This is a genomic window from Undibacterium sp. Di27W, assembly GCF_049340345.1.
Lineage (GTDB): Bacteria > Pseudomonadota > Gammaproteobacteria > Burkholderiales > Burkholderiaceae_D > Undibacterium.
Window position 1 is genome coordinate 39,121 of the sequence record NZ_JBMPOS010000014.1, and the last position, 23,833, is coordinate 62,953.

Below are 23,833 nucleotides of genomic sequence, written 5' to 3' on the forward strand. Positions count from 1 at the left end.
TCGGGCGTTGTCATCTAACCGCCCTGTCTTATTCTGTAGTGTAACAATCCAGTGTACCGATGTAGCGCCAAGCTTAAGACCATATGCAAGGGTATGCATATTTTTGCTGATTCAATCAAAGAAGGACAAGGTAAACGAATAGGGTCAAAACAACAATCAGAAATATGTTGCGATATGTTGCCAATGAGGTTGCCAATGAGGTCGCCGATGATGTTGCCAATAAGCTTACCAACGAGCTTGCGAATGAAACTACCAATGATCTTGCCTTTGTTTCGCAGAGAAATGCCGCTTGCAAAAGCATCATTGTTCATCATCGCAAATGATAGATCATGCTCGATTAACTCTCATTTATTCGCGCTCATTTTCTCTTTATTCACCCTCACCAAACTTGTCATTGATCAGCGCTTGTATGGCATCGAAACAGGCTTGCTCATCGGCCCCATCGGTCTCCAATAACACTTTGCTACCCTTGCCCGCTGCCAGCATCATGACACCCATGATGGACTTGCCATTGACGCGGCGACTATTGCGGGTCAGCCATACTTCTGCCTTGAATTTGCTGGCAGTCTGGGTAAATTTTGCCGATGCGCGTGCATGCAAACCCAGCTTGTTGATGATTTCAATTTCTTGTTGGATCATGCTTCACTTTCTTTCTTATTAATTGGGTGACAGGCGCACACGATTATCGAGACGGATGGCACCATTCTGGCCACCGGCCAAGGCCATCTCCACTACGACATCCAGCACATCACTGCGATAAGTTATCGCCCGCAACAACATGGGCAGGCTGATGCCAGCAATGATGGCCACCCGGTCAGGGTCGCCCAGTTGCCTGCAGCAATTTGAAGGCGTACCGCCCATGACATCGGTGATGACCAGCACGCCGGAACCATCGTCCAGACGCTGCACGGCTTCACGCGCCAGGCGATTGACTTCATCAATATTCTGGTCGGCGATGACATCTATCGCTTCAAAACGCTCGGGCATGCCACGAAATACGTGGGCTGCAGCCTGCATAAAAGCCGTACCCAGAGGTGCATGCGTCATTAAAAGTATGCCAACCATCGTTCTTTAACTCTCTTTTGGCGGCCAGCGCCGGTCGCCATCTTTCATTTATGTAATCTGCGAACGCTAAGCGTAAATTCAAGCTGCGAATTTACGCTGCGAATTTAAGCTGCTAACTCAAGCCGCAATTGCTGTTTCCAGGGCATCAATAAACATGCCAGCGACATTAAAGCCTTTTTGCTGGGTAATTTCCTGGAAGCAGGTAGGGCTGGTCACGTTGACCTCTGTCAAGTTCGCGCCAATAACATCTAATCCTACCAGCAACAGGCCTCTTTGATACAGTTCGGGTGCCAAAGTCTGCGCAATCTCAAGATCACGGGCCGACAATTCCTGCGCCACACCAAGTCCACCTGCCGCCAGGTTGCCCCTGACTTCCCCATTTTGCGGGATACGTGCAAGGGCAAATGGCACGACCTTGCCACCGATCAGCAATATCCTTTTGTCACCATGGACAATTTCCGGGATATAACGCTGCACCATGATGGTACGGCTGCCATTCACCGTCAGCGTCTCAATGACAGAACCCAGATTCATGCCATCTTCACGAATACGGAAAATACCGGTGCCGCCCATGCCATCCAGTGGCTTGAGGATGATGTCCTGATGTTCTTTATGGAAAACGCGGATACGTTGCTCATCGCGCGTCACCAGGGTCGGTGCAGTAAACTGGCTGAACTGGGCGATGCTGAGCTTTTCATTATGATTGCGGATCGCTGCCGGTTTATTGAACACCCGCGCACCCTGCTGCTCTGCCAGTTCCAGCAAATAAGTCGCGTAGATATATTCCATATCAAATGGCGGGTCTTTGCGCTGCAGAACGGCATCAAAAGCACTTAGCGGCAGTGATTCAGGCTCGGCCAGCCTGAACCAGTTCTGGCTATCGCCGGTCAGGGTGATGCGGCTGATATTGGCAATCACCTTGCCACTTTCCAGCGCCATATCATCCGGGCCAAAGGCATAGATCGCATAGCCACGCTTGTCTGCCTCCACCATCATGGCGTAAGTGGAATCCTTATACGTCTTGAAGTGCGACAGTGGGTCGGTCAAGAAAGCGATTTTCATGGATGTGCTCAATATTTTTGGCTAAATAATAATCAATAAACCTCAGGGTTTGGATCTGTCTTTTCCAGTTCCAGTGACGCTGCCAGCAAAGCCAGGCGCGCTACGACACCATACATGTAAAAACGATTTGGTGCTGCCGTACCCGGTTTTGCCTTCATGTCTGGCACTGCATGTTGCTGGGCGAAGGCCAGCGGCACGAAATGCATGCCGGGCGCATTAAGGTTTTCATCGACGCCACGGTCTTCATGCACGCGATAGAAACCACCGACCACATAACGGTCTATCATGTAGACCACAGGCTCAGCCACGGATTCATTGATTTGTTCGAAGGAATAAACCCCTTCCTGCACGATGACATCCCGCACTTCCATGCCATCTTTGATGACTGACATTTTATTGCGCTGCTTGCGATTGAGGTCGCGCACTTCGCTGGAATCATGCACCGTCATGATGCCCATGCCATAAGTCCCGGCATCGGCCTTGACGATGACAAAGGGTTTTTCCTTGATGCCGTATTCCTTGTATTTTTTACGTATCTTGGCGAGTATGGTATCTACCGCAGCCACCAGCGTATCTTCACCGCTGCGGTCATGGAAATTGATATCCTTACACTTGGTAAAGAAGGGGTTCAGCATCCACGGGTCGATATCGACCATCTTGGCGAATTTCTTGACCACTTCATCATAGGCGTGAAAGTGATTGCTCTTGCGACGCAAAGCCCAGCCTGCATGCAGGGGCGGCAGCAAGGTTTGCTCATTGAGCTCTTCCAGTATTGCCGGTATGCCTGCCGACAAATCATTGTTCAACAAGATAGTGCAGGGGTCGAAATTCTTCAGACCCAGGCGACGGCCATTGGCTGAGCGCTCCAGCGGCTCCAGTATCAACTGGCTGCCATCCGGCAAATCGATAGGCGTTGGTTCTGTGATATCTGCCGACAGCGAACCCAGGCGCACATTTAAGCCGGTCTGGCGGAAAATCTGCATCATGCGGGCAATGTTTTGCAAATAAAACACATTGCGGGTATGACTTTCAGGGATTACCAGGAGGTTTTTAGCATCCGGGCAATATTTTTCTATGGCGGCCATAGCCGCTTGCACAGCCAATGGCAGCATCTCTGATGCCAGATTATTAAAACCGCCGGGGAATAAATTGGTATCGACAGGGGCCAGCTTGAAACCGGCATTGCGCAAATCGACAGAGCAATAAAATGGCGGGGTATGCTCCTGCCATTCCAGACGGAACCAGCGTTCTATCGCAGGTGTGGCTTCGAGTATCTTTTTTTCAAGATCGAGCAGGGGGCCGTTGAGAGCGGTGACGAGATGCGGAACCATAAAGACCTTTTGGAGAGCAAGCTGTTGCCAAAATTGAACGCCGACCTCAGCGCCACAGGCAAATCATGACTTGATAAGCTTGGGATGAAATCCCGGTAATCAAGTCGGAATTTCCCCAGGCTACACAAAAAAAATCAGTCCGACTTGGCTAAAAGCTCAAAATGTTCAACCACGGGGGCACTGGCAAAATACGGGCCAACGATGGCACGCCATTCTGCAAAGGCCGCCGACTCGCGAAAATCGACAGTATGATTTTCCAGCGTTGCCCAATGTATCATCAGCAGATAACGCTCTGGCGACTCTATACCCTTTTGCACCTTGAAACCCAGGAAACCCTGGGCATGGCGTATCACTTCATCAAGACCACGCTGTATGGCGATATCAAATTCGGCTTGCTTGCCGGCTTGTATGCGTATATCGGCTAATTCCAAAATCATATTTACCTCAGAATAATAAAAGTATGCATCCTTGCTGCTTATTTGTTGTTCATGTCAGGCCTTAAACCAGACCCCTGTCACTCAATTCTTTCTTGATATAAGCATAAAACACCGGAGCGGCGACGACACCCGGGACACCAAACAGGGTTTCCATAACGAGGATGGCGGTCAGTAATTCCCAGGCTCTGGCATTTACTTGCGCACCGATGATGCGTGCATTCAAAAAGTATTCTGCCTTGTGGATGACGATCATGAATACCAGAGAAGCAATCGCCACATTCAGGGATTGTGATAAACCGACAATCACGATAACGGTATTGGAAATAATATTACCTGCCACAGGTATCAAACCCGCCAGGAAAGTAATGGCGATCATGGTCTTGGTGAGTGGCAGGTGTACGCCAGCCATAGGCAGGATGGCTGCCAGGTAAAACGCCGTAAATACAGTATTGATCAGGGAAATCTGTAGCTGGGCGAAGACGATTTTATGAAAAATCTGACCCAGGTTGCTGATGCGGTGCTGCATGGCCGCAGCAAAGGGTTTGTGATTACTATCGCCGGTGGCATCCCTGAGGGCTATCATGCTGCCTATGATCATGCCGAGCAATAAATGCACGATCAGGTGACCCGCTTCTGGCACTATCTGTTTCGCCTCACCTGCATGCTCACGCAACCAGGAGGTCATCATTTCTCTTAATGCCTCGACATCTTCCGGCAAGTTAGTACTTATCCATTCGGGTAATTGATGACGTGAAGCCTCGATAATATCCGCCAGTTTTTGCAACAGGCTCTGCAAGTTGCCAGCATCACTGCGCAAGAAGGCATGAATTGCCCATCCCAGGATGATGAGCCCGGTAATCAGCAAAAAGGATAAAAAAACCACGGCGATCATGCGCGGTTGCTTGTGTTTGAAACGTAAAGCAATCGCCGGTGCCAATACATGGATGATGGAAAACACCAGCAAGCCGGAAAACAGCGCTACCAGCAAACCGGCCTTTAACACCAGAAACAGGGCAATGCCCATAAGAATATAAGACGCATATACAGAAGGCGTCAGTGCCGGAGTACCTAAGAGAGATTTACCCTTCATTTCAACACCCCGCTCAAGCCAACCACGGCACCCAGCATCAAGGCAATTGCTGCCACGGAAGAAATCAAAAAGCCGGTGGAGCGTTTGCTGGCATCCTTGAGATAAGCCAGGGCGTAGATAATTCGTCCAAATAACCAGACTAGTCCCAGCAGGGCGGCCGGTATGTCACCGCTCCAGATTGCGCATAGCCACAGGGCCGGGAAAAAAAAGACCATTTGCTCCACTGTATTTGCCTGCACCCGCATGGCACGCAAAAATTCAGGGGGGCCATCCATGGCAGGTGCCGGGACCTTGTGCACATTACGCATGCGACCAACTATAATTACATTCCAGATATACATGCAGAGTACGGCAAGTGTCAGCCAGGATGTCCATTGCAAGTGCATAAATTCTCCAGTAGAGATGAGGGGCATGAAAGCCCTAAATGAGGCTGATGATGAAAAGTACAAGAATAGAGTACCAAAAGTACACTGAAACAGACACTTACATTTTCATGTCTTCTTTTTTCAGGCACGGGCGTTATATACACACTAGCGACACACCAGCGACACATTAGCACGCATTAATTACTAATTAGTACTCATAGACAAGCATACATACACACACTATCACAGGACAGATACAAAAATACTCAGAACCCAAGCGCCCGTTTTTATCGCATGTAAACCAGAGGCCTAGGTTATGTTTATCGCAAGATCCATATTGAAAGAGGTAAAAAAAATGAAATTGTCATTCCAAAATTTTTCCAAGGCAGCGTCCTTACTGGCATTTGCTGCTGTGATTCCTGCTGCTTATGCGGCAGATTTTGAAGATTATGCCCGCGTGGTCAGCGTCACCCCGCAAGTTGAACAGGTGAACGTACCACGTCAGGAATGCCGTACCGAATACGAAACCAGCCAACGCAATTACCCACGCCAGCAGCAACAGGCTGAACGCAGCAATGGCGGTGCCATCATAGGTGGCCTGGCCGGTGGTTTGCTGGGTAGCCAGGTCGGCGGCGGTAATGGCCGTATTGCTGCGGCTGCCGTTGGTGCAGTCACAGGTGCGATCGTTGGTGACCGTGTCGATAACAATGGCAATAACGGCAACAATTATAATAACCAGCCTGTCTATGAAAGCCGTCCTGTACGCCAGTGCCGCAATATAGACAGCTGGGAAACCCGTAACAATGGCTATGCCGTGACCTATGAGTACCACAACCGTACTTATACTTCCGTCATGCCTTATGACCCAGGTTCACGCCTGCGTATCCATGTGTCATTGACGCCACGTCCTTGAAAAAATTAAGCTTGATCTCCCCTTCAAATGCCGCTTTTAGCGGCATTTTTTTATTAAAACCAGAAAAATCCCTGCGCAACGCGCAAAATCCTGCCACCCTGTCTACAATATCGATGCAATATTGGCATTTTGCAGACACGCATGCGCAAAAATACAAAAAGAACCCGGCAAAACCGGTTCACGCCTGTGCGCTCGCCATCAAATTGACCAGAATTTGCATGGGTTTATAGTATTATCTTGCGGCAAACCTCACGCTCATACTCCGTCTATCATTCATGCAAACAATGTTAAAAAAATACGGTCTGCTGCTATGGCTATCCCTGATACTGATCGCAGGTTTTGTGTCCACGACCGTGGCATCTTTTGTGGTTTCGCGTGATGCCATACAACAAGGTATTTCCGAGCAAACCCTGCCCATCACTGGCGACAATGTCTATTCTGAAATCCAGAAAGATATCCTGCGCCCGGTTTTTGTCTCTTCGCAGATGGCGCACGATACTTTTTTGCGTGACTGGATCATCAATGGTGAAGAGGACAAGGACCAGATCGTCAAATACCTGAAGGAAATCAAGCAAAAAAACCGTGCGATCTCCAGTTTCCTGGTGTCCGATCAAAGCCACAATTATTATCATGCCGACGGTGTCCTGAAGACCATCAGCGATACCGAGCCGCGTGATCAGTGGTTCTTCCGCGTACGTAGTCTGAAAAGCGATTATGAAACCAATGTCGATGCAGACATGGCTAATCGCGATACCATGACCATTTTCATCAATTACCGCATCCTGGATTATTCTGGCAAGTTTATCGGTGTCACAGGCATAGGCATGACACTGGACACCATGAAAACCCTGATAGACAACTATCAGACGCGCTTTCACAGGAATATTTTTTTCGTTGACCAAAAAGGCAATATTGCCCTGGCTGGCAATAATATGAAAAAAATACGCAGCAATTTAAATGAGATGCCAGGCCTCGCCAGTCTGTCGCAGCAAATTCTGGCTAACCGCAAGAGCGAATCCCAGCATCTCGAATACAAGGCAGATAACGAAACCATACTCGTCAATGCACGTTTCATCCCTGAGCTGGGTTGGCATTTGCTGGTGGAACAGGAAATTGGGGGTGAGATCAAACCCCTGCATAATATCTTCCTCATCAATATCGCCATCAGTGCAGGCATCACCCTGGTCATCCTGACGATTTTGTTACTGACCGTCAGGCGTTACCAAAGGCGCCTGGAAAAATCAGCATCCACCGATACCCTGACAAATTTGCTGAATCGTCAGGCTTTTGATTTTGTCTTCCAGCAAGCCCTGCTCGATAGCGAACGTTCGCGCCAACCCATGTGTGTGGTCTTGCTGGATATCGATTTTTTCAAGAAGGTCAATGACAAGCAAGGTCATCTGGTGGGTGACCATGTGCTCAAGGAAATCGCCCTGATCTCCAAGCGTTCACTGCGTGAAAGCGACATCATATGCCGCTGGGGTGGAGAAGAATTTTTGGTCCTGCTGAAAAATTGTACCCTGGAAAAAGCCACTTCGATTGCCGAGAACCTGCGCAATACCATTGCCAATAATGACTTTTCGCGCACTACTGACCTGACCCGCACCCGCCTGTCGATTACCGTCAGCATGGGCGTGGCCGAATGCAAGGATAAGGAAAGTGAAACCAGCGTATTTGAACGGGCTGACCTGGCGCTGTACCAGGCCAAGGAAAATGGCCGTAACAGCGTTTATTTTTCTGAGTGAGGATTACGCGTAGCCGCCAGGTCTATGGTCGGCTGCGTGAATGCCTGATACAAGTCCCCGGCCTGCAGATCCCAGTCGCTGAGTTTTTTTTGCTGTAAGGCGACGGTCTGCATATCACCGCGCGCAATAGGGCCAGTCAGGGCAGCCTGTGTACCGAGGGCGAAGACGTTCTCCAGGGTCTGCCTTGCCAGCGGTGCCGCCATCTTTTGCGCGATCTCTGCCGGGATGCCTGCCGCCTGGTAAGTGCGCAGGGCGACCTCCATCAAAGTCACCAGATAATTGCTGGCAAACACAGAGCCAGCGTGATACAGCAATTTATTGTCTGCCTGGATGATCACAGTCTCTGCGCCTATGGCTTGCAAGGCAGGTATCAGCAATGCCAGCGCAGCCTCATCCCCTTCCAGGCTGCATATCGTCCCTGCAAATTGTTCTGCCAGCAAATCAACATTGGCAAAACTGCGCACAGGATGGACACTGGCAACAGCCGCACCAGTCTGCCTGGCAAGCTGCAATTCCGTCGATGCCTTGGCCCCACTGCAATGAAAAATGACGCTGCCAGCCTTCAGCAAACCGGCCTCAGCCAGTTGCTGGCAGACACTGGCGATCTGGTCATCACTGACTGTCAGCATGGTGACGTCAGCAGGTTGGAGCTCCGAAATACCATCCACAGCCTGCGCTGCGTCCAGCCAGGCTACTGCATCGCTGGCACTGGCCAGTGTACGATTCAAGACCTGTTGTAGAACAAACTGCTGTTGGCGCTGGAAATTTTTTGCCAGTACCTTGCCCACCTTACCGGCACCAATGAGATTCAGGGTCTTCATGCTTCATTCTTCCGGGAAACGGCGCAAGCCCTCGAGGTTGAGGATAGTAATGCCACCATAATCCACACTCAGCAAGTTTTTCTTTTCCAGCAGTTGCAAAGCCTGGTTGGCTCGCTGGCGCGAAACGCTGGAGATATAACCGATTTCTTCCTGCGATATCTGGATTTGCATACTGCCACCATCTTTCAGACCCGGATTCAGGTAAGGATGAAACATGGCGGCCAGGCAACGGGCGACGCGGGTATCCGGGTCCAGCATGCGGTCATATTCAACCAGGGAGATAAAAAAGCCCAGACGTTCATTCAATTGATGCAAGAGAAAACGGTTAAACGGGATACTGTTATCCAGCAAATAGCTAAAGGTAGTGCGCGACATATAGGCGACGCGGGTGTCGCGCAGTGCCACCACATCATAGCGGCGCGGCTCGGTCTTCAGCAAGGAGCCTTCACCAAACCAGCCACCTGCCAGCATGCAGCTGAAGGTCACGATCTTGCCATCGGGCGAGCTACTGCTCATCTTCAAAAAGCCATCGATGACACCCATCCAGTAATCTACCGTGTCGCCCTTGCGACAGACATAGCCACCGGCAGGAATGAAACGCTCGACGACTTCATCTTCCACCTTTTGCATATGCTCTGCAGAAAGCATGCTGGCCCACAGGGACTTGGCAAACCGCTCTTTAGGGTCGCTGATTTTTTTTGTCATATTTGTGCAACGCACCACAGATAATTGGGTCAATTTTTCAGATTGTCGGTCGAATGACAACCACCACCCCCTGAAGGGTCTACTATCGCTTCAACAAAAAGAATTACGGAGACATTGTAAGCGACTTGCCACCTGCAGCGAAGACTGTAGCAGGCCCGCTGCCAGATAGTGCGCATCTCGCCGCGACAAGGCCTACCGTAAAGATTTCCCTCTGTTGATGCAAGTATTAAGTGTAATTTAGTACGTAAGTATGCAGTAAGCAGGGATGAGGACACTCACAATAAATAAGCCCCCAACAATAGGCTGGCGGAGACATGAAACAAAAAGAAGCAGCGAATTCGACTTTTCCCCGCTTGTTATTACAGCATGGGAAAACACGGCCACAACATCCGGCTTTCCGCGAAAAAGACCTGGGTATCTGGCAAACCTGGAACTGGCAGCAAGTCAATGCCGAGGTGCGCGCCCTCGCCTGCGGCCTGGCGGCGCAAGGCTTTAAACGCGGCATGAACCTCGCCATCATCGGCGACAACCGCCCACGCCTGTACTGGGCCATGGCTGCTGCGCAATGCCTGGGTGGCATCCCTGTGCCCCTGTATCAGGATGCACCGGCTGCCGACATGGCCTATGTACTGGAAAATGCCGAGATCGTCTTCGCCGTCGTCGAAGACCAGGAACAAGTCGACAAACTGCTGGAAATCAAACAGCAGTATGCAGGCATACAACATATCGCCTTTGATGATGACCGCGGCATGCGCCATTATCACCAGCCTGAGCTGACCTCCTATGCTGCCCTGCAAGAATTAGGGCGCGCTTTTGATATCGCCCATCCTGATTTTTTCATGAAAGAAGTGGAACTGGGCCAGCCTGACGATACGGCTGTCATGTTGTATACCTCAGGCACTACCGGCAAACCCAAGGGGGTCTGCCAGTCACACCGCTCTTTCATGACAGCCGCCATGGGCGGCATGGAATTTGATGCACTCACCGCAGGCGAAGATATTTTGTCTTACCTGCCCATGGCCTGGGTAGGTGACCATTTATTTTCCTTCGCCCAGGCCATGGCCGCTGGCTTCACCGTAAATTGCCCGGAATCCAGCGAAACCGTGATGACAGACTTGCGCGAAGTAGGCCCCACTTATTATTTTGCCCCACCGCGTGTGTTTGAAAACATGCTGACCACGGTCATGATACGCATGGAAGATGCGGGTACAATCAAGCGCAAACTGTTTGCCCATTTCATGGACCTGGCGCGCCGTGTTGGTTCTGACATACTCGATGGCAAAGCAGTCAGCGGTATGGACCGCTTGCAATATGCCTTAGGCAATCTGCTGATTTATGGCCCGCTGAAAAACGTGCTTGGCTTATCGCGTGTGCGCGTGGCCTACACTGCCGGTGCCGCTATTGGACCTGACCTGTTCCGCTTTTATCGTTCCATCGGCGTCAATCTCAAGCAGTTATATGGTTCAACTGAAACCTGTGCCTATGTCTGCCTGCAACCTGATGGCAAGATCAAGTTTGATAGCGTAGGCGCTGCCGCACCCGGCGTTGAAGTCAAGCTCGCGCCAAATGGGGAAGTGCTGGTCAGGTCAGATGCCATGCTCACGGGTTACTACAAGCGCCCCGATGCAACGGCAGAAGTCATGGATGAACAGGGTTATTTCCACACCGGTGATGCGGGCATCTTTGACCAGGATGGTCATCTGAAAATCATCGACCGCGCAGCCGATGTAGGCAAGATGAAACAGGGCGATATTTTTGCGCCCAACTACATAGAAAACAAACTCAAGTTCTTCCCCTTCATCAAGGAAGCCGTGGCCTTTGGCCACGAGCGTGACACGGTTTGTGCCTTCATCAATATCGATATGGAAGCGGTCGGCAACTGGTCAGAAAGACGTGGCATAGCCTATTCTGGCTATACCGACCTGGCAGCCAAGGCCGAGACTTATCAATTGATACTGTCGTGCATAGAAAAAGTGAATGCGGATCTCGCCAGTGAAGACTTGATGGCGGGCACGCAGATACACCGCTTTCTGGTGCTGCACAAAGAACTCGATCCCGATGATGATGAGCTGACCCGTACCCGCAAAGTCAGGCGTAAATTCATAGCGGAAAAATATGCGGTATTGATAGATGCCCTGTATTCAGAAAAACGCTCGCAATTCATAGAAACCCTGGTCAAGTTTGAAGATGGCCGCCAGGGCAAAGTCAGTGCCGATTTGCATATCAGCGATGTCAAAACATTTTCTGCCCAAAAGCTGGCTGCATAAGGAAATATATAAATGGCAGACAATAGAAAAATCGGTGAAGTCATCCTGGACTTGCAAGGCATCTCTCTGGCCTTTGGCGGCGTCAAGGCCTTGACGAATATTTCCTTCAACGTCAGGGAACATGAAATACGCGCCATCATAGGCCCGAATGGTGCAGGCAAAAGCTCCATGCTGAATGTTATCAATGGTGTGTATCGTCCACAGCAGGGTGACATTACTTACCGCGGCCAGCATCGCAAGGACATGAATACCTATGCGGCAGCAAAGAGCGGTATCGCCAGGACTTTCCAGAACATCGCCCTGTTTAAAGGTATGAGCGTGCTCGACAATATCATGACGGGCCGCAACCTGAAAATGAAATGCAATTTCCTCATGCAGGCTCTGTACTGGGGCCCCGCCCAAAAAGAAGAAATTGCCCACCGTGAAAAGGTGGAAGAAATTATCGACTTCCTGGAAATCCAGCATATACGCAAGATACCGGTAGGCCGTCTTTCCTACGGCTTGCAAAAACGCGTAGAACTGGGCCGTGCGCTGGCAGCTGAACCCGAGATTTTATTGCTGGATGAACCCATGGCGGGCATGAACGTCGAAGAAAAACAGGACATGAGCCGCTTCATTCTTGACGTCAATGACCAGCTGGGCACTACCATCGTTTTGATTGAACATGATATGGGCGTAGTCATGGATATCTCAGACCGTGTGGTCGTACTCGACTACGGCAAGAAAATCGGTGACGGCACACCTGCGGAAGTGCTGGCGAACCAGGAAGTGATTAATGCTTACCTTGGTGTGGCGCATTGAGGATCGAAATCTTTAAAACCATTAACCACAGAGACACGGAGACACAGAGAAAAGCACTGAGAAAATCAAAGACTGAATGTGAGAGGAATTTCTCATGTTTTTCCTCTGTGTCTCTGTGCCTCTGTGTTGAGAGGTCTCCTTTGATCACCCCAGTCATTCGCGCAAGTTGATGTGAACAAGAGGTTGAAATGAATATCAGTTTTTTCTTTGAAGTGTTTATCGGTGGCTTGTTGTCTGGTGTGATGTATGCACTGGTGGCGCTGGGTTTTGTGTTGATTTACAAAGCCTCTGGTGTCTTCAATTTTGCGCAGGGGGCGATGGTGTTTTTTGCGGCTCTGACCTGTGTAGGCCTGACCGAGAAGTTTGAAATGTCCTTGTGGCTGGCGATACCGTTGACCATGCTGGTGATGGTGGCACTTGGTCTGGCAATTGAGCGCATAGTCTTGCGACCTCTGGTCAACCAGCCTGAGATTACCTTGTTCATGGCCACCATAGGCCTGACTTTTTTTATCGAAGGTCTGGCGCAATTATTGTGGGGTTCACAACCACACAAGCTGACATTGCCTATCGACGATGTGCCGATAGAATATCTGATGGAGAAGTTCAATATCCTGGTATCGCAATTCGATGTGATTGCTGCTTTGATCTGTGCCTTGCTGGTGACTGGTCTGGCCCTGCTATTCTCAAAAACCAAGATAGGCCGGGCCTTGCGTGCGGTGGCAGATGATCACCAGGCGGCGCTCGCAGTGGGTATTCCCTTGCAACAGATCTGGGGCATAGTCTGGGCCGTCGCTGGCTTTGTCGCCCTGGTTGCGGGCTTGCTGTGGGGTGCGCGTAATGGTGTGCAGTTTGCGCTGACCTTTGTGGCCTTGAAAGCCTTGCCGGTATTGATTTTGGGTGGTTTCACTTCCGTCCCCGGTGCAATTGTCGGTGGCCTGATTATCGGTGCATCTGAAAAACTGGCAGAAGTATATATAGGTCCATTGGTTGGTGGCGGCATAGAGGGCTGGTTCCCGTATGTGCTGGCATTGTTATTCCTGCTGGTCAGGCCAGAAGGCTTGTTCGGTGAAAAAATCATACGCCGGATTTAACGTCCTGCAGTTCAGCATAATCAAACGTTATTAGTAGAGGAAGAACAATGTTCTACCGTGAAGCAGGTCAGTTTAAAACAAGCTATCAGGCAGATAACCAGATTTTCCCGATACGGCAAGATCGTATCGGTATCGCCGTCGTCTTGCTTGCCGCATTTGTTGCTGTGCCAGGTCTGGCTACCGACTACGCATTTTCAGCAATCTTTATTCCCTTCCTGATTTTTTCACTGGCGGCACTGGGCTTGAATATCCTGACTGGCTATGCCGGGCAATTGTCGCTGGGTTCGGCAGCCTTCATGGCGGTGGGTGCTTTTGCCTCTTATAACTTTGTCTTGCGCATACCTGGCATTCCGGTCTTGCTGGCTTTTGTGCTGGGTGGTTTATCCGCTGCCATGGTGGGCATCGCCTTTGGTTTGCCCTCATTGCGCATACGCGGTTTTTATCTGGCGGCAGCGACGCTGGCAACCCAATTCTTTGTGGTCTGGTGCCTGACCAAGATACAGTGGTTTACCAACTACAGTTCTTCCGGCGTAATCACGGCGCAAGAGATGGTGATATTCGGTACTGCGATCAATACCCCGGTCAAAAAATACCTGCTGACCCTGACGGTGGTTTGCGTCATGGCCATGCTGGCCAAGAATATGGTGAGATCCAACGTAGGCCGTTCATGGATGGCAGTGCGTGACATGGACGTGGCGGCAGAGGTCATCGGCTTTCGCCTCATGCGCACCAAATTGCTGGCCTTTGCGGTGTCTTCGTTTTACTGCGGTATCGCCGGTGCCCTGTATGCCTATGCCTATCTGGGCACGGTGGAGCCTGAGGCGTATAACCTCGACCTGTCCTTCCGCATCCTGTTCATGATCATCATCGGTGGCGTAGGTTCCATACTCGGTTCTTTCCTGGGTTCGGCTTTTATCATCCTGCTGCCGATAGTCCTGAACCTGATTGCGCATGGCCTGTCTTTGCCGACCAATGTGGCATCGAACCTGGAACTCATGGTATTTGGCGCACTGATTATTTTCTTCCTGATTGTGGAGCCGCATGGCCTGGCGAGGTTGTGGCAGATTACCAAGGAAAAATTACGACTCTGGCCTTTCCCGCATTAAGTGAATACAAGTAGATGAGTACCGTTACTAAAGAGAGTTCATAATAAAGATGCTTCCGCTTGGTAAAAAATTTATACAAAGCGCTAGAAAAGCATCAGACAATATCCATCCAAAACCATAAGGAGACAATATGAAACTGCTTAAATCCCTGCTGATGGCCTCGGCAATCCTGGGGGCCGTCAATGCAGCCCAGGCGAATGATCAATTCATTCCCATTCTGTCCTATCGCGTGGGCCCGTATGCGGCGGGCGGTTCGGGCTTTTACGGCGGTGCGATTGATTACTTCAATCTCGTCAATGCCAAGGGTGGTTTGAATGGCGTCAAGATTTCATGGGAAGAATGCGAGACTGAATACAATGCCTCGCGCGGTGTCGAATGCTATGAGCGTCTGAAAAAAACCCAGGGCGGTGCCTCACTGGTAGAGCCATTGTCCACCGGTATTGCCTACGGCATTCTTGACCGTGTTGCGGAAGATAAAATTCCTTTGACGACGCTGGGCTATGGCCGTTCTGATGCGGCCAATGGCAAGGTCTTCCCTTACGTATTCCCACTGATCACCAGTTACTGGAACCAGGCTGCGGCCATGACCAAATATCTGGGCGACAAATCTGGTGGCCTGGACAAACTCAAGGGCAAGAAAATCGTCCATCTCTACCATGATTCTGCCTTTGGTAAAGAACCTATCCCGGTACTGGAAGCACAGGCCAAGCAATATGGCTTCGAACTCATCAAGATCCCGGTGGCCCATCCCGGCAATGAACAGCAATCGCAATGGCTGCAAATCCGCCAGGCCAATCCTGATTATGTGATCCTGTGGGGCTGGGGTGTCATGAATGCGGTAGCGATCAAGACTGCACAACGCAATGGTTATTCACGCGAAAAAATGCTGGGTGTCTGGTGGGCAGGTTCAGAAGAAGATGCGATCCCCGCTGGCGATGCAGCAAAAGGCTATACCGCGATGACCTTCAATACACCGGGCAATTACCCTGTGCTCGATGAAATCCGCAGCAAGGTGTATGCGGCTGGCAAAGGTAACCTCGGTGACAAGACCCGCGTCGGTTCTGTGTATCACATGCGCGGTGTGACTGCCGCTATCCTGTGGACAGAAGCCATTCTGAAAGCGCAGGAAAAATTCGGCAAGGGCAAGCTCATGACCTCCGAGCAAATCCGCTGGGGTTTTGAAAATCTGAATGTCGATGAAGCACGTCAAAAAGCTTTGGGTGCAATGGGCATGTTCCCGCCAGTCAAAACTTCCTGTGAAGATCATGAAGGTTCCGGTGCTGTCAAGGTACAGCAATGGACAGGTGATAAATGGAAAGCCATCACACCTAACTGGATCACTGGTGATAAGGCTTTGACACGCGCCATGCTGGAAGAGTCTTCCAACAAATATGCGGCTGAGAAAAAAATCACGCCTGCCTGTTTGAAGTAAGCGGTAAGCAGTAAAAGCGGAGGCCAGACTGTGCCTCCGCCCCCTTTGTACAAATCATTGCAGATCAAGATCATGAGCGTTCATAGCATCACGGCAGAAGCGGCAACGGCAGCAGCGACCGACATCGCCTATCTCAGCGTCAACAATATCGAAGTCATCTACGATCATGTGATCCTGGTGTTGAAAGGTATTTCCCTGCAAGTACCGCAAGGGAAAATCGTTGCCTTGCTGGGTGCCAATGGCGCGGGTAAATCAACCACGCTGAAAGCAATATCGACACTGCTGCGTAACGAGCGTGGCGATATTACCAAGGGCGATATTACTTTCCGCGGACAGCGGGTTGATCACCTGACGCCGAATGAACTGGTCAAGCGTGGTCTGTCACAAGTCATGGAAGGCCGCCACTGCTTTGGACATTTGACGGTAGAAGAAAACCTGCTGACCGGGGCCTACACGCGCAGCCTGTCACGCAGTGAACTCAAGGCTGAACTGGAGAAGGTGTATCACTACTTTCCGCGTCTGCGTGAACGCCGTCATTCGCAAGCTGGTTATACCTCAGGTGGTGAACAGCAGATGTGTGCGATAGGCCGCGCCCTGATGGCCAAGCCGTCGATGATCTTGCTGGATGAACCATCGATGGGCATAGCACCGCAACTGGTGGAAGAAATTTTCGAGATTGTCAAAAGTCTCAATGTGCAAGAAAAAGTATCTTTCCTGCTGGCCGAACAAAACACCAATGTCGCCCTGCGTTATGCCGACTTTGGCTACATCCTGGAAAACGGCAGGGTCGTCATGGAAGGTGATGCCAAGGACCTCAGCAGCAATGAAGACGTCAAGGAATTTTATCTTGGGGTTTCAGGCGCAGGCCGCAAGAGCTTCAAGGATATGAAGTTTTATAGAAGACGAAAACGCTGGCTGGCATGAGAACCTGCTTACGATCTTAAGCGCGAGCGCGGTTGTTGCTTATGTGGGGGCTCATGCGCTGCTCAAAATGCTCATGTACTTAAGTACATTCCGCTTTTTGCGCTGCGTATTTGTTACCCTAACCCCGCTGACACTCGCTTGCTACAGATCGTAAACAGGTTCAAAAAAGTCTTAAAAAATGCAACAAAAAATAAATCAACCACTATAGAGCATGCTCATGAGTGACTATCTGGACGCCCTGGAAACCCGCAATCCACAAAGCCGCGAACAAGCGCTGATGAACAAGCTGCCGCAATTGATAGCCCATGCCCAAACTGCAGCAGGCTGGGGCAGGATATTGCAGGGTGTGGATGCGCATGACATCAAGAGCCGCAGCACACTGGCGCAATTGCCGGTGACACGCAAATCCGATCTCAAGGATTTACAAAAAACCCTGCCACCATTTGGTGGCCTGAATACTACGCCGGTGCGCCAGATGGGCCATATCTTCATGTCACCCGGCCCCATCTTTGATCCGGAAGGCCGCGGACAGGACTGGTGGCGTTTTGCCCGCCCCATGCATGCGATAGGCTTGCGGGCTGGTCATCTCTTGCAAAACTGTTTTTCCTATCACTTCACGCCTGCCGCCTTCATGGTGGAAAGTGCCGCAGCCCGCATAGGTTGCGCTGTCATCCCGGCCGGTATAGGGCAAACGGAAATGCAGGTGCAGGCCATGGCAGAATTGCGGCCTGATGCCTATATAGGTACGCCCAGCTTTTTGAAAATCATCCTGGAAAAAGCCCTGGATATGGGCGCTGATATTTCCAGCGTACAGCGCGCCATCGTCGGTGCCGAAGCCCTGCCCCCTTCCCTGCGCAAATGGTTGCAGGAACATGGTGTGGCCCAGGTATTGCAAATTTATGCCTCTGCCGACATAGGCAATATCGCCTATGAAAGCGTGACAGATGGCCAGGTTAATCCCGGCATGATACTGGATGAAGATTTGATACTAGAAATTGTCCGCCCTGGCACAGGTGACCTGGTGGCGGAGGGTGAAGTTGGCGAAGTCGTCATCACTTCCTTTAACCCCGATTACCCACTGATACGTTTTGGTACGGGTGACATGTCGGCGATATTGCCAGGTATTTCACCCTGTGGTCGCACGAACCAGCGCATCAAGGGCTGGATGGGACGGGCGGATCAGACGACCAAGGTCAAGGGCATGTTTGTCCATCCTTCGCAAGTTGCGGAGGTAATCAAGCGTCACCCTGAAATCAGCAAGGCCAGGTTGGTGGTCACTGGCGAAATGGCCAATGATGTCATGAGCCTGCATTGTGAAACTGCGGCTGGCAACTCCATCTTGCAGGCCGCCATTGTCGACAGTTTGCGCGATATCACCAAATTGCGTGGCGACGTGCAGTTTGTTGCTGTCGGCAGTCTGGCCAATGATGGCAAGGTAATCGATGATGCCCGCAAGTACGAGTAGAGCAACTACACTCCTCTAACTTTGTAGCATTAAAAACCACGGAAAAGTCAGCTTTTCCGTGGTTTTTGTGCATCTTGCACCCAAACGCCAAAAATATTCTATAGTAGTTAAGTAAACCAAATATGGATGGGTCTGTTTGCCAGACTTGTCCACTCTGTTTTCCCCGTTTTTTCCTGTTCCGCCCCTGCAACCACCTCACCGGATGGAGAACTATTCCATGACTGCACTGAATATCAATAGCAAAGAACACCAGCTAGATGCCGATCCTTCCACGCCCGTGCTATGGGCGCTGCGTGATTCCCTGGGCCTGACCGGCACCAAGTTTGGCTGCGGTGCAGCATTGTGTGGTGCCTGCACCGTGCACCTGAATGGCCAGGCGATACGCTCCTGCATCACGCCCATCTCTTCGGTCGCTGGCCAAAAAATCACCACCATAGAAGCCATGAGCCAGGACAAGGTTGGCAAGGCTGTGCAAGCAGCCTGGATCAAACATGACGTGGCCCAATGTGGGTACTGTCAAAGCGGACAGATCATGAGTGCCACGGCCTTGTTGAAAACCAATAAGAAACCCAGCGATGCCGATATCGACGGTGCCATGGCAGGCAATATCTGCCGCTGTGGTACCTATGTGCGCATCCGTGCTGCCATCCATGATGCTGCATCCACTCTGGCCTGAGGAGAATAAACATGCATTTTGAAGCCCGCCTCGATGAGTTGCCACGCCATTTGCAAAACCTCTTGCAATCCACCACACCAGAAACACCATCTACCGGCCTGAGTCGCCGCAGCTTTTTGAAGATGGCCACCGCCAGCGGCTTTGCCCTGGGTTGCTACCCCATGCTGGCAACAGCCCAGGATGCTGCCGCTAAAGCGCCTGCAGGCCTGAAACCTACTGAACAACCAGGTGCATTCGTGCAAATTGCCAAGGATGGCACTGTCACCGTCACCTTCAACCGCCTGGAATTTGGCCAGGGTGTACAAACCAGCCTGCCCCTGATACTGGCCGAAGAACTCGATGCCGACTGGTCCAAGGTCCAAAGCGCAAATGGCAATAACCATCCTGCCTATGTAGACCCGGCATTTGGCATGCATTTGACGGGCGGTTCTAACTCCATCGCCCACTCGTATACCCAATACCGCGAACTGGGTGCCCGCACCCGTGCCATGCTGGTACAGGCTGCAGCAGAACAATGGAAAGTCGACCCTGCCAGCCTGCGCACCGAAAATGGCAATGTCATAGGCCCCGGTGGCAAGAAACTGGGCTATGGCGAACTGGCAGATGCTGCCATGAAATTGCCAGTGCCAGAAAAGGTCACGCTGAAAGACCCGAAAAACTTCCGCCTGATAGGCAAACCCACAGGCCGCCTGGATGCCAAGGCCAAATCCACAGGTACCCAGGATTTTGGTATTGATACCCATCTGCCCGGCATGCTGACTGCGGTAGTCGCACGACCACCGGTATTTGGTGCCAGGCTCAAGACTATTGATGACACTGCGGCCAAGGCCATCAAGGGTGTCAAGGCGGTACTGCGAGTGCCTACCGACCGCGGTGGCGAGGGCGTGGCGATTATCGCGACCGGTTATTGGCCAGCCAAACAGGGGCGCGATGCCCTGAAACTGGAATGGGATACCGATAGCGTTGAAAAAGTCGATTCCATCAAGATGCTGGCGACCTATAAAGAACTGGCCAAGAAAACAGGCGCGCTGAAGTTCAATGATGATATTTCCAAGATAGCAGCAGCACCGCATAAGCTGAATGCCGAATTTGTCTTCCCCTACCTTGCCCACACACCTATGGAACCGCTGAATTGCACGGTTGCCATCAAGGGTGACAAGGCAGAATTGTGGATGGGTACGCAAATGCCTGGACTGGATGGTTTTGCAGCTGCCACAACTCTGGGTTTGAAACCGGAAAATATTGCAGTGCATACCCAGTATGCGGGCGGTGGTTTTGGCCGCCGGGCAATTGCTACCAGTGATTATGTGGTGGAAGCCTGCCATGTCGCCAAGGCGGCGCAGACAGCAGGGCTGGATGCACCTGTACGCACATTGTGGAGCCGTGAGGATGATGTCAAGGGTGGTTATTATCGCCCCATGCATGTGCACAAGGCAGAGATAGGTTTTGATGCGCAGGGCAATATCCTGGGCTGGGATCACGTCATCGTCGGCCAGTCCATCGTTGGTGGTACGCCATTTGAATCCATGATGGTCAAGGATGGTGTCGATATCACAGCAGTCGAAGGCATGAAAGAACCTTATGAAATGCCTATGCGCCTGTCTGTCCATCATCCCAAGATCAATGTGCCGGTCTTGTGGTGGCGCAGCGTGGGTTCTACCCATACCGCCTTTGTCATGGAAACCCTGCTCGATGAAATTGCCCAGACCACCAAACAAGATCCGGTGGCTTACCGCCTGAAACTCATGGGTGACAAACATCCAAGACATACAGCGGCATTGCAACTGGCAGTGGAAAAATCTGGTTATGGCAAAAAGAAATTGCCAGCAGGACGTGCCTATGGGGTCGCTGTGCATGAGTCATTTTCTTCAGTCGTCGCTTACGTGGTGGAAGCCTCCATGAAAAATGGTCAGCCCAAGCTGCACAAGGTGACTGCTGGTGTGCATTGCAATCTGGCTGTCAACCCCAAGAGTGTAGAAGCGCAGGTGCAGGGTGCTGCGCTGATGGGCCTCTCCATGTGTCTGCCAGGTGCGGCTATCACGCTCAAGGATGGCGTCGTCGAGCAAAGCAACTTTGGCGACTTTGTCGTCCCACGCATTACCGATATGCCACAAGTCGCTGTGCATATCGTCCCCAGTGCCGACGCACCTACTGGCATGGGTGAACCTGGCTTGCCAGCACTGGCACCGGCTTTTGCCAATGCCATCGCCAGGGTCAGTGGCAAGCGCTGGCGCGAGCTGCCTTACAAGCAAGCTTAATTCTTATAACTTGTTGTGAGAATGATGGTAAGAGTGAGCAAAAACTAGTAATGAGACGCAGATAGCTGTATGTTGAAAGGTATCAATTTCCGTAACTTCTTTGATGAAATACCGGGAATTGATACCCACAATAAAGGAGACTTATCATGCGTAGCATCATTAAATTCCTGACACTGAGCTTATTCAGTATTTTTGTCAGCCAAAGCGTCATGGCAGCAGAGCATGGTACGGCGCAAGAGGCTGAAGCCATGGTGAAAAAAGCGATCAGTTATATCAAGACCAAAGGTAGTGAAGCGGCCTATACTGAATTCAATAGCGCTACTGGCAGCTTCATAGATCGTGATCTGTATATCTTTGTGCTGGATTTGAGCGGCAAGACCCTGGCACATGGCGCGAATGCCAAACTGATAGGAAAAAATATCAGCACTCTCAGGGACGTTGATAACAAAGCTTTTATTGAAGAACTGCTGGCAAATGCAAAGAGCAAGGGCAAAGGCTGGATAGACTACAAATGGCCCAATCCGACCACCAAGGCCATAGAATTAAAATCCACCTATTTTGAAAAATCAGGCGATGTCGTGATTGGTTGTGGAATTTATAAATAGGATTAGCCAGATTCACCCGATAGCTGTAAAAGCAGTTCCTCTGCAGGTGCTGCTTTTTAATTTTTGTTGACGATGAACTCCATTCCCACTGGCTATTCAGGCACACCACTGGCAAAAAAACTGGGGATACAGTCGGGCAGTCATGTTTTTACAAGACATGCACCGGATAATTATCCTGATCTGCTGGTTGGCCTGCCTGCTGGTGTGGTGTTTGACAAAAAGACTGCAACTACGACAGATATCGTTCATCTGTTCACAGACAAGAAAGCTGTCCTAGTTAAAGAACTACTGGCATACAAAACCAGTTTGAGAAGTGATGCCGCCATCTGGGTATCCTGGCCCAAGAAAGCCTCCAAAGTCCCTACCGATATCACTGAAGATACGATAAGAGAAGTTGCCCTGCCCATGGGTTATGTGGATATCAAGGTCTGCGCTGTCAGCGAGATATGGTCAGGTTTGAAACTGGTGGTACGCAAGGAGTTGAGGCCGGACTGGCCAGCCTCATAGCATGGCACTCAACACTGCTTAATTCGATTCCTTGATCAAACGCCCTGAATTTTTTTGTATAGGTCGCGCATTCATGGGATACAGGCGGCTAAATATGGTCAACTGGTCTGGCGAAATTTCCACTGGTTCTTTCATGACCAGCCACAACACGCCTTCGCTGCAAGGTGGGGTCGTCAGCGAGCCCATATAGGTATAGTAATCACGTTTGACAGGCAGGACGTCATTCATGTCCATGGTCGTCAAAGCCTGTACCGGTTCATTTTTTTCCAGCGGCAAATTATTCCAGACATGCTGCACCAGGCTATGTGATTTGCCACGTTCCAGCAACACGGCTACCACGGCCAGTTTGCCATCGGCATCCTTGTGCACCAGATGGGCGACCATTTCGAAGCTTTTGCCATTCACGCGCTCTTCTGACGGTTTATGGAAGTGGAATTGCACCAGTTCATAGTTATGACCCAGCACATTGATATAGTTACCCGCACCGATATTGACTTGTATGGTGTGACCATTGTCGACCACAGTGAAACGGCTGGGTTTGTAGTCAAAGGCAATCGGGTCCAGGTCTACCTTGATGCCATCGCGGATATCAATAGGGGATTGCCGGTCACCACTATCACATTTGGCATTGGCGGTATTGAGCTTGCCCCAGTTCAAAGGACCGCCCTCGCCCTGGTAACTCCAGTGTATATCGGCATGACTGGCCGCCAGCCCACCCGCTGCTGCTGCGCTATTCGTGCCATGCTCACTCTTCACTTTGGCTACCTCCGTCCTGCGTATTGGCGGTGCATAAGATGGCCGCATGACGGGCTTGGGTACACTGCGAGCTGTTGCTTCATCCTTGTCCTTGCGGATCACACTGAGGCGCTCGGCTATGCGCGCCGCCAGCTCATCGGCTGCCAGCGCTTCTTTGGCACGGACAGCCGCCTCTTTGGCGGATTCCTTGCTTTCCTTGCTTTCCTTGGCAGAGGGCTTGCGTTCTTCCTTGGCCGAGGCAGAAGCTGAAGCCGAACTGGAGGCTTCTTCTTTGGCTGATGCCGGTTTAATAGGTTTGGATGGCGGTGGATCGTTCGCCTGAGCGGACAGAGCCAACAACATAAGTAGCAGCAAGGCGAGAGAGCGGCGCATAGTGGAGTGAATTTAGGATACAGTTTGCAGAGAGATACC

At 51.0% G+C, this 23,833-nt stretch carries 23 protein-coding genes; 13 read left to right on the forward strand and 10 right to left on the reverse strand.

The window, feature by feature from the left end:
- Positions 1-369 precede the first annotated feature (369 nt).
- The 7 genes from ACO0LF_RS24315 to ACO0LF_RS24345 all read right to left on the reverse strand — a co-directional run bounded on the left by ACO0LF_RS24315 (position 370) and on the right by ACO0LF_RS24345 (position 5,371).
- Complete coding sequence (locus ACO0LF_RS24315) at positions 370-639, reverse strand: HPr family phosphocarrier protein (protein ID WP_110257606.1); 270 nt, start codon at positions 637-639, stop codon at positions 370-372.
- An 18-nt stretch (positions 640-657) separates the two neighbouring features.
- Complete coding sequence (locus ACO0LF_RS24320) at positions 658-1,065, reverse strand: PTS sugar transporter subunit IIA (protein WP_162061204.1); 408 nt, start codon at positions 1,063-1,065, stop codon at positions 658-660.
- 117 nt (positions 1,066-1,182) lie between these two features.
- On the reverse strand, positions 1,183-2,127 hold the full coding sequence (gene gshB, locus ACO0LF_RS24325; RefSeq protein WP_423018738.1) for a glutathione synthase: 945 nt from the start codon (positions 2,125-2,127) through the stop codon (positions 1,183-1,185).
- A 32-nt stretch (positions 2,128-2,159) separates the two neighbouring features.
- Positions 2,160-3,458, reverse strand: a complete 1,299-nt coding sequence (gene gshA / locus ACO0LF_RS24330; protein WP_110257603.1) for a glutamate--cysteine ligase — start codon at positions 3,456-3,458, stop codon at positions 2,160-2,162.
- A 134-nt stretch (positions 3,459-3,592) separates the two neighbouring features.
- A complete protein-coding gene (locus ACO0LF_RS24335; protein ID WP_423018740.1) occupies positions 3,593-3,895 on the reverse strand; it encodes an antibiotic biosynthesis monooxygenase family protein in 303 nt (100 codons plus the stop codon).
- A 61-nt stretch (positions 3,896-3,956) separates the two neighbouring features.
- The gene (locus tag ACO0LF_RS24340) at positions 3,957-4,985 is read right to left on the reverse strand and encodes an AI-2E family transporter (protein WP_423018742.1); all 1,029 of its coding nucleotides are present in this window, start codon (positions 4,983-4,985) and stop codon (positions 3,957-3,959) included.
- Complete coding sequence (locus ACO0LF_RS24345; RefSeq protein ID WP_423018744.1) at positions 4,982-5,371, reverse strand: MAPEG family protein; 390 nt, start codon at positions 5,369-5,371, stop codon at positions 4,982-4,984. Before ACO0LF_RS24345 ends, ACO0LF_RS24340 begins: the two co-directional genes overlap by 4 nt.
- Before the next feature lie 334 nt (positions 5,372-5,705).
- On the opposite strand from ACO0LF_RS24345, the gene ACO0LF_RS24350 reads away from it, so the two are divergent.
- Both ACO0LF_RS24350 and ACO0LF_RS24355 read left to right on the forward strand, forming a co-directional pair.
- The gene (locus ACO0LF_RS24350) at positions 5,706-6,263 is read left to right on the forward strand and encodes a glycine zipper 2TM domain-containing protein (RefSeq protein WP_423018746.1); all 558 of its coding nucleotides are present in this window, start codon (positions 5,706-5,708) and stop codon (positions 6,261-6,263) included.
- Positions 6,264-6,547: 284 nt separating this feature from the next.
- A complete protein-coding gene (locus ACO0LF_RS24355) occupies positions 6,548-8,008 on the forward strand; it encodes a sensor domain-containing diguanylate cyclase (protein WP_423018748.1) in 1,461 nt (486 codons plus the stop codon).
- Here ACO0LF_RS24355 and ACO0LF_RS24360 read toward each other — a convergent pair.
- Both ACO0LF_RS24360 and ACO0LF_RS24365 read right to left on the reverse strand, forming a co-directional pair.
- Positions 7,993-8,829 carry a Rossmann-like and DUF2520 domain-containing protein gene (locus ACO0LF_RS24360; RefSeq protein WP_423018750.1) on the reverse strand — a complete coding sequence of 279 codons (837 nt, stop codon included), beginning with the start codon at positions 8,827-8,829 and terminating at the stop codon, positions 7,993-7,995. The two genes, ACO0LF_RS24355 and ACO0LF_RS24360, sit on opposite strands and share 16 nt — an antisense overlap.
- Before the next feature lie 3 nt (positions 8,830-8,832).
- Entirely contained in the window at positions 8,833-9,534 is a 702-nt protein-coding gene (locus ACO0LF_RS24365; RefSeq protein ID WP_423018752.1) for a Crp/Fnr family transcriptional regulator, read from the reverse strand.
- A gap of 314 nt (positions 9,535-9,848) precedes the next feature.
- Between ACO0LF_RS24365 and ACO0LF_RS24370 the strand changes: the two genes are divergently transcribed.
- The 11 genes from ACO0LF_RS24370 (at position 9,849) to ACO0LF_RS24420 (ending at position 22,666) form a co-directional block, all read left to right on the forward strand.
- A complete protein-coding gene (locus ACO0LF_RS24370) occupies positions 9,849-11,801 on the forward strand; it encodes an AMP-dependent synthetase/ligase (RefSeq protein ID WP_423018754.1) in 1,953 nt (650 codons plus the stop codon).
- A gap of 12 nt (positions 11,802-11,813) precedes the next feature.
- Positions 11,814-12,602, forward strand: a complete 789-nt coding sequence (locus ACO0LF_RS24375; protein WP_423018756.1) for an ABC transporter ATP-binding protein — start codon at positions 11,814-11,816, stop codon at positions 12,600-12,602.
- A 194-nt stretch (positions 12,603-12,796) separates the two neighbouring features.
- Positions 12,797-13,693 (forward strand): branched-chain amino acid ABC transporter permease, encoded by an 897-nt coding sequence (locus ACO0LF_RS24380; RefSeq protein ID WP_423018979.1) that lies wholly within the window; start codon positions 12,797-12,799, stop codon positions 13,691-13,693.
- A gap of 47 nt (positions 13,694-13,740) precedes the next feature.
- The gene (locus ACO0LF_RS24385) at positions 13,741-14,799 is read left to right on the forward strand and encodes a branched-chain amino acid ABC transporter permease (protein WP_423018758.1); all 1,059 of its coding nucleotides are present in this window, start codon (positions 13,741-13,743) and stop codon (positions 14,797-14,799) included.
- A 130-nt stretch (positions 14,800-14,929) separates the two neighbouring features.
- The gene (locus ACO0LF_RS24390; protein ID WP_423018760.1) at positions 14,930-16,231 is read left to right on the forward strand and encodes an ABC transporter substrate-binding protein; all 1,302 of its coding nucleotides are present in this window, start codon (positions 14,930-14,932) and stop codon (positions 16,229-16,231) included.
- A 72-nt stretch (positions 16,232-16,303) separates the two neighbouring features.
- On the forward strand, positions 16,304-17,155 hold the full coding sequence (locus tag ACO0LF_RS24395; RefSeq protein ID WP_423018762.1) for an ABC transporter ATP-binding protein: 852 nt from the start codon (positions 16,304-16,306) through the stop codon (positions 17,153-17,155).
- 217 nt (positions 17,156-17,372) lie between these two features.
- A complete protein-coding gene (locus ACO0LF_RS24400) occupies positions 17,373-18,620 on the forward strand; it encodes a phenylacetate--CoA ligase family protein (protein WP_423018764.1) in 1,248 nt (415 codons plus the stop codon).
- A gap of 217 nt (positions 18,621-18,837) precedes the next feature.
- The gene (locus ACO0LF_RS24405) at positions 18,838-19,296 is read left to right on the forward strand and encodes a (2Fe-2S)-binding protein (protein ID WP_423006785.1); all 459 of its coding nucleotides are present in this window, start codon (positions 18,838-18,840) and stop codon (positions 19,294-19,296) included.
- Between the two features lie 11 nt (positions 19,297-19,307).
- The gene (locus tag ACO0LF_RS24410; protein ID WP_423018766.1) at positions 19,308-21,554 is read left to right on the forward strand and encodes a molybdopterin cofactor-binding domain-containing protein; all 2,247 of its coding nucleotides are present in this window, start codon (positions 19,308-19,310) and stop codon (positions 21,552-21,554) included.
- 146 nt (positions 21,555-21,700) lie between these two features.
- Complete coding sequence (locus ACO0LF_RS24415; RefSeq protein WP_423018768.1) at positions 21,701-22,159, forward strand: cache domain-containing protein; 459 nt, start codon at positions 21,701-21,703, stop codon at positions 22,157-22,159.
- 72 nt (positions 22,160-22,231) lie between these two features.
- Positions 22,232-22,666: a DUF3052 family protein gene (locus ACO0LF_RS24420; protein WP_423018770.1), complete on the forward strand. Its 435-nt coding sequence runs from the start codon at positions 22,232-22,234 to the stop codon at positions 22,664-22,666.
- Positions 22,667-22,684: 18 nt separating this feature from the next.
- Here the strand turns inward: ACO0LF_RS24420 and ACO0LF_RS24425 are convergent, their stop codons facing one another.
- Positions 22,685-23,764 carry a carbonic anhydrase gene (locus tag ACO0LF_RS24425; protein ID WP_423018772.1) on the reverse strand — a complete coding sequence of 360 codons (1,080 nt, stop codon included), beginning with the start codon at positions 23,762-23,764 and terminating at the stop codon, positions 22,685-22,687.
- Positions 23,765-23,833: the final 69 nt, after the last annotated feature.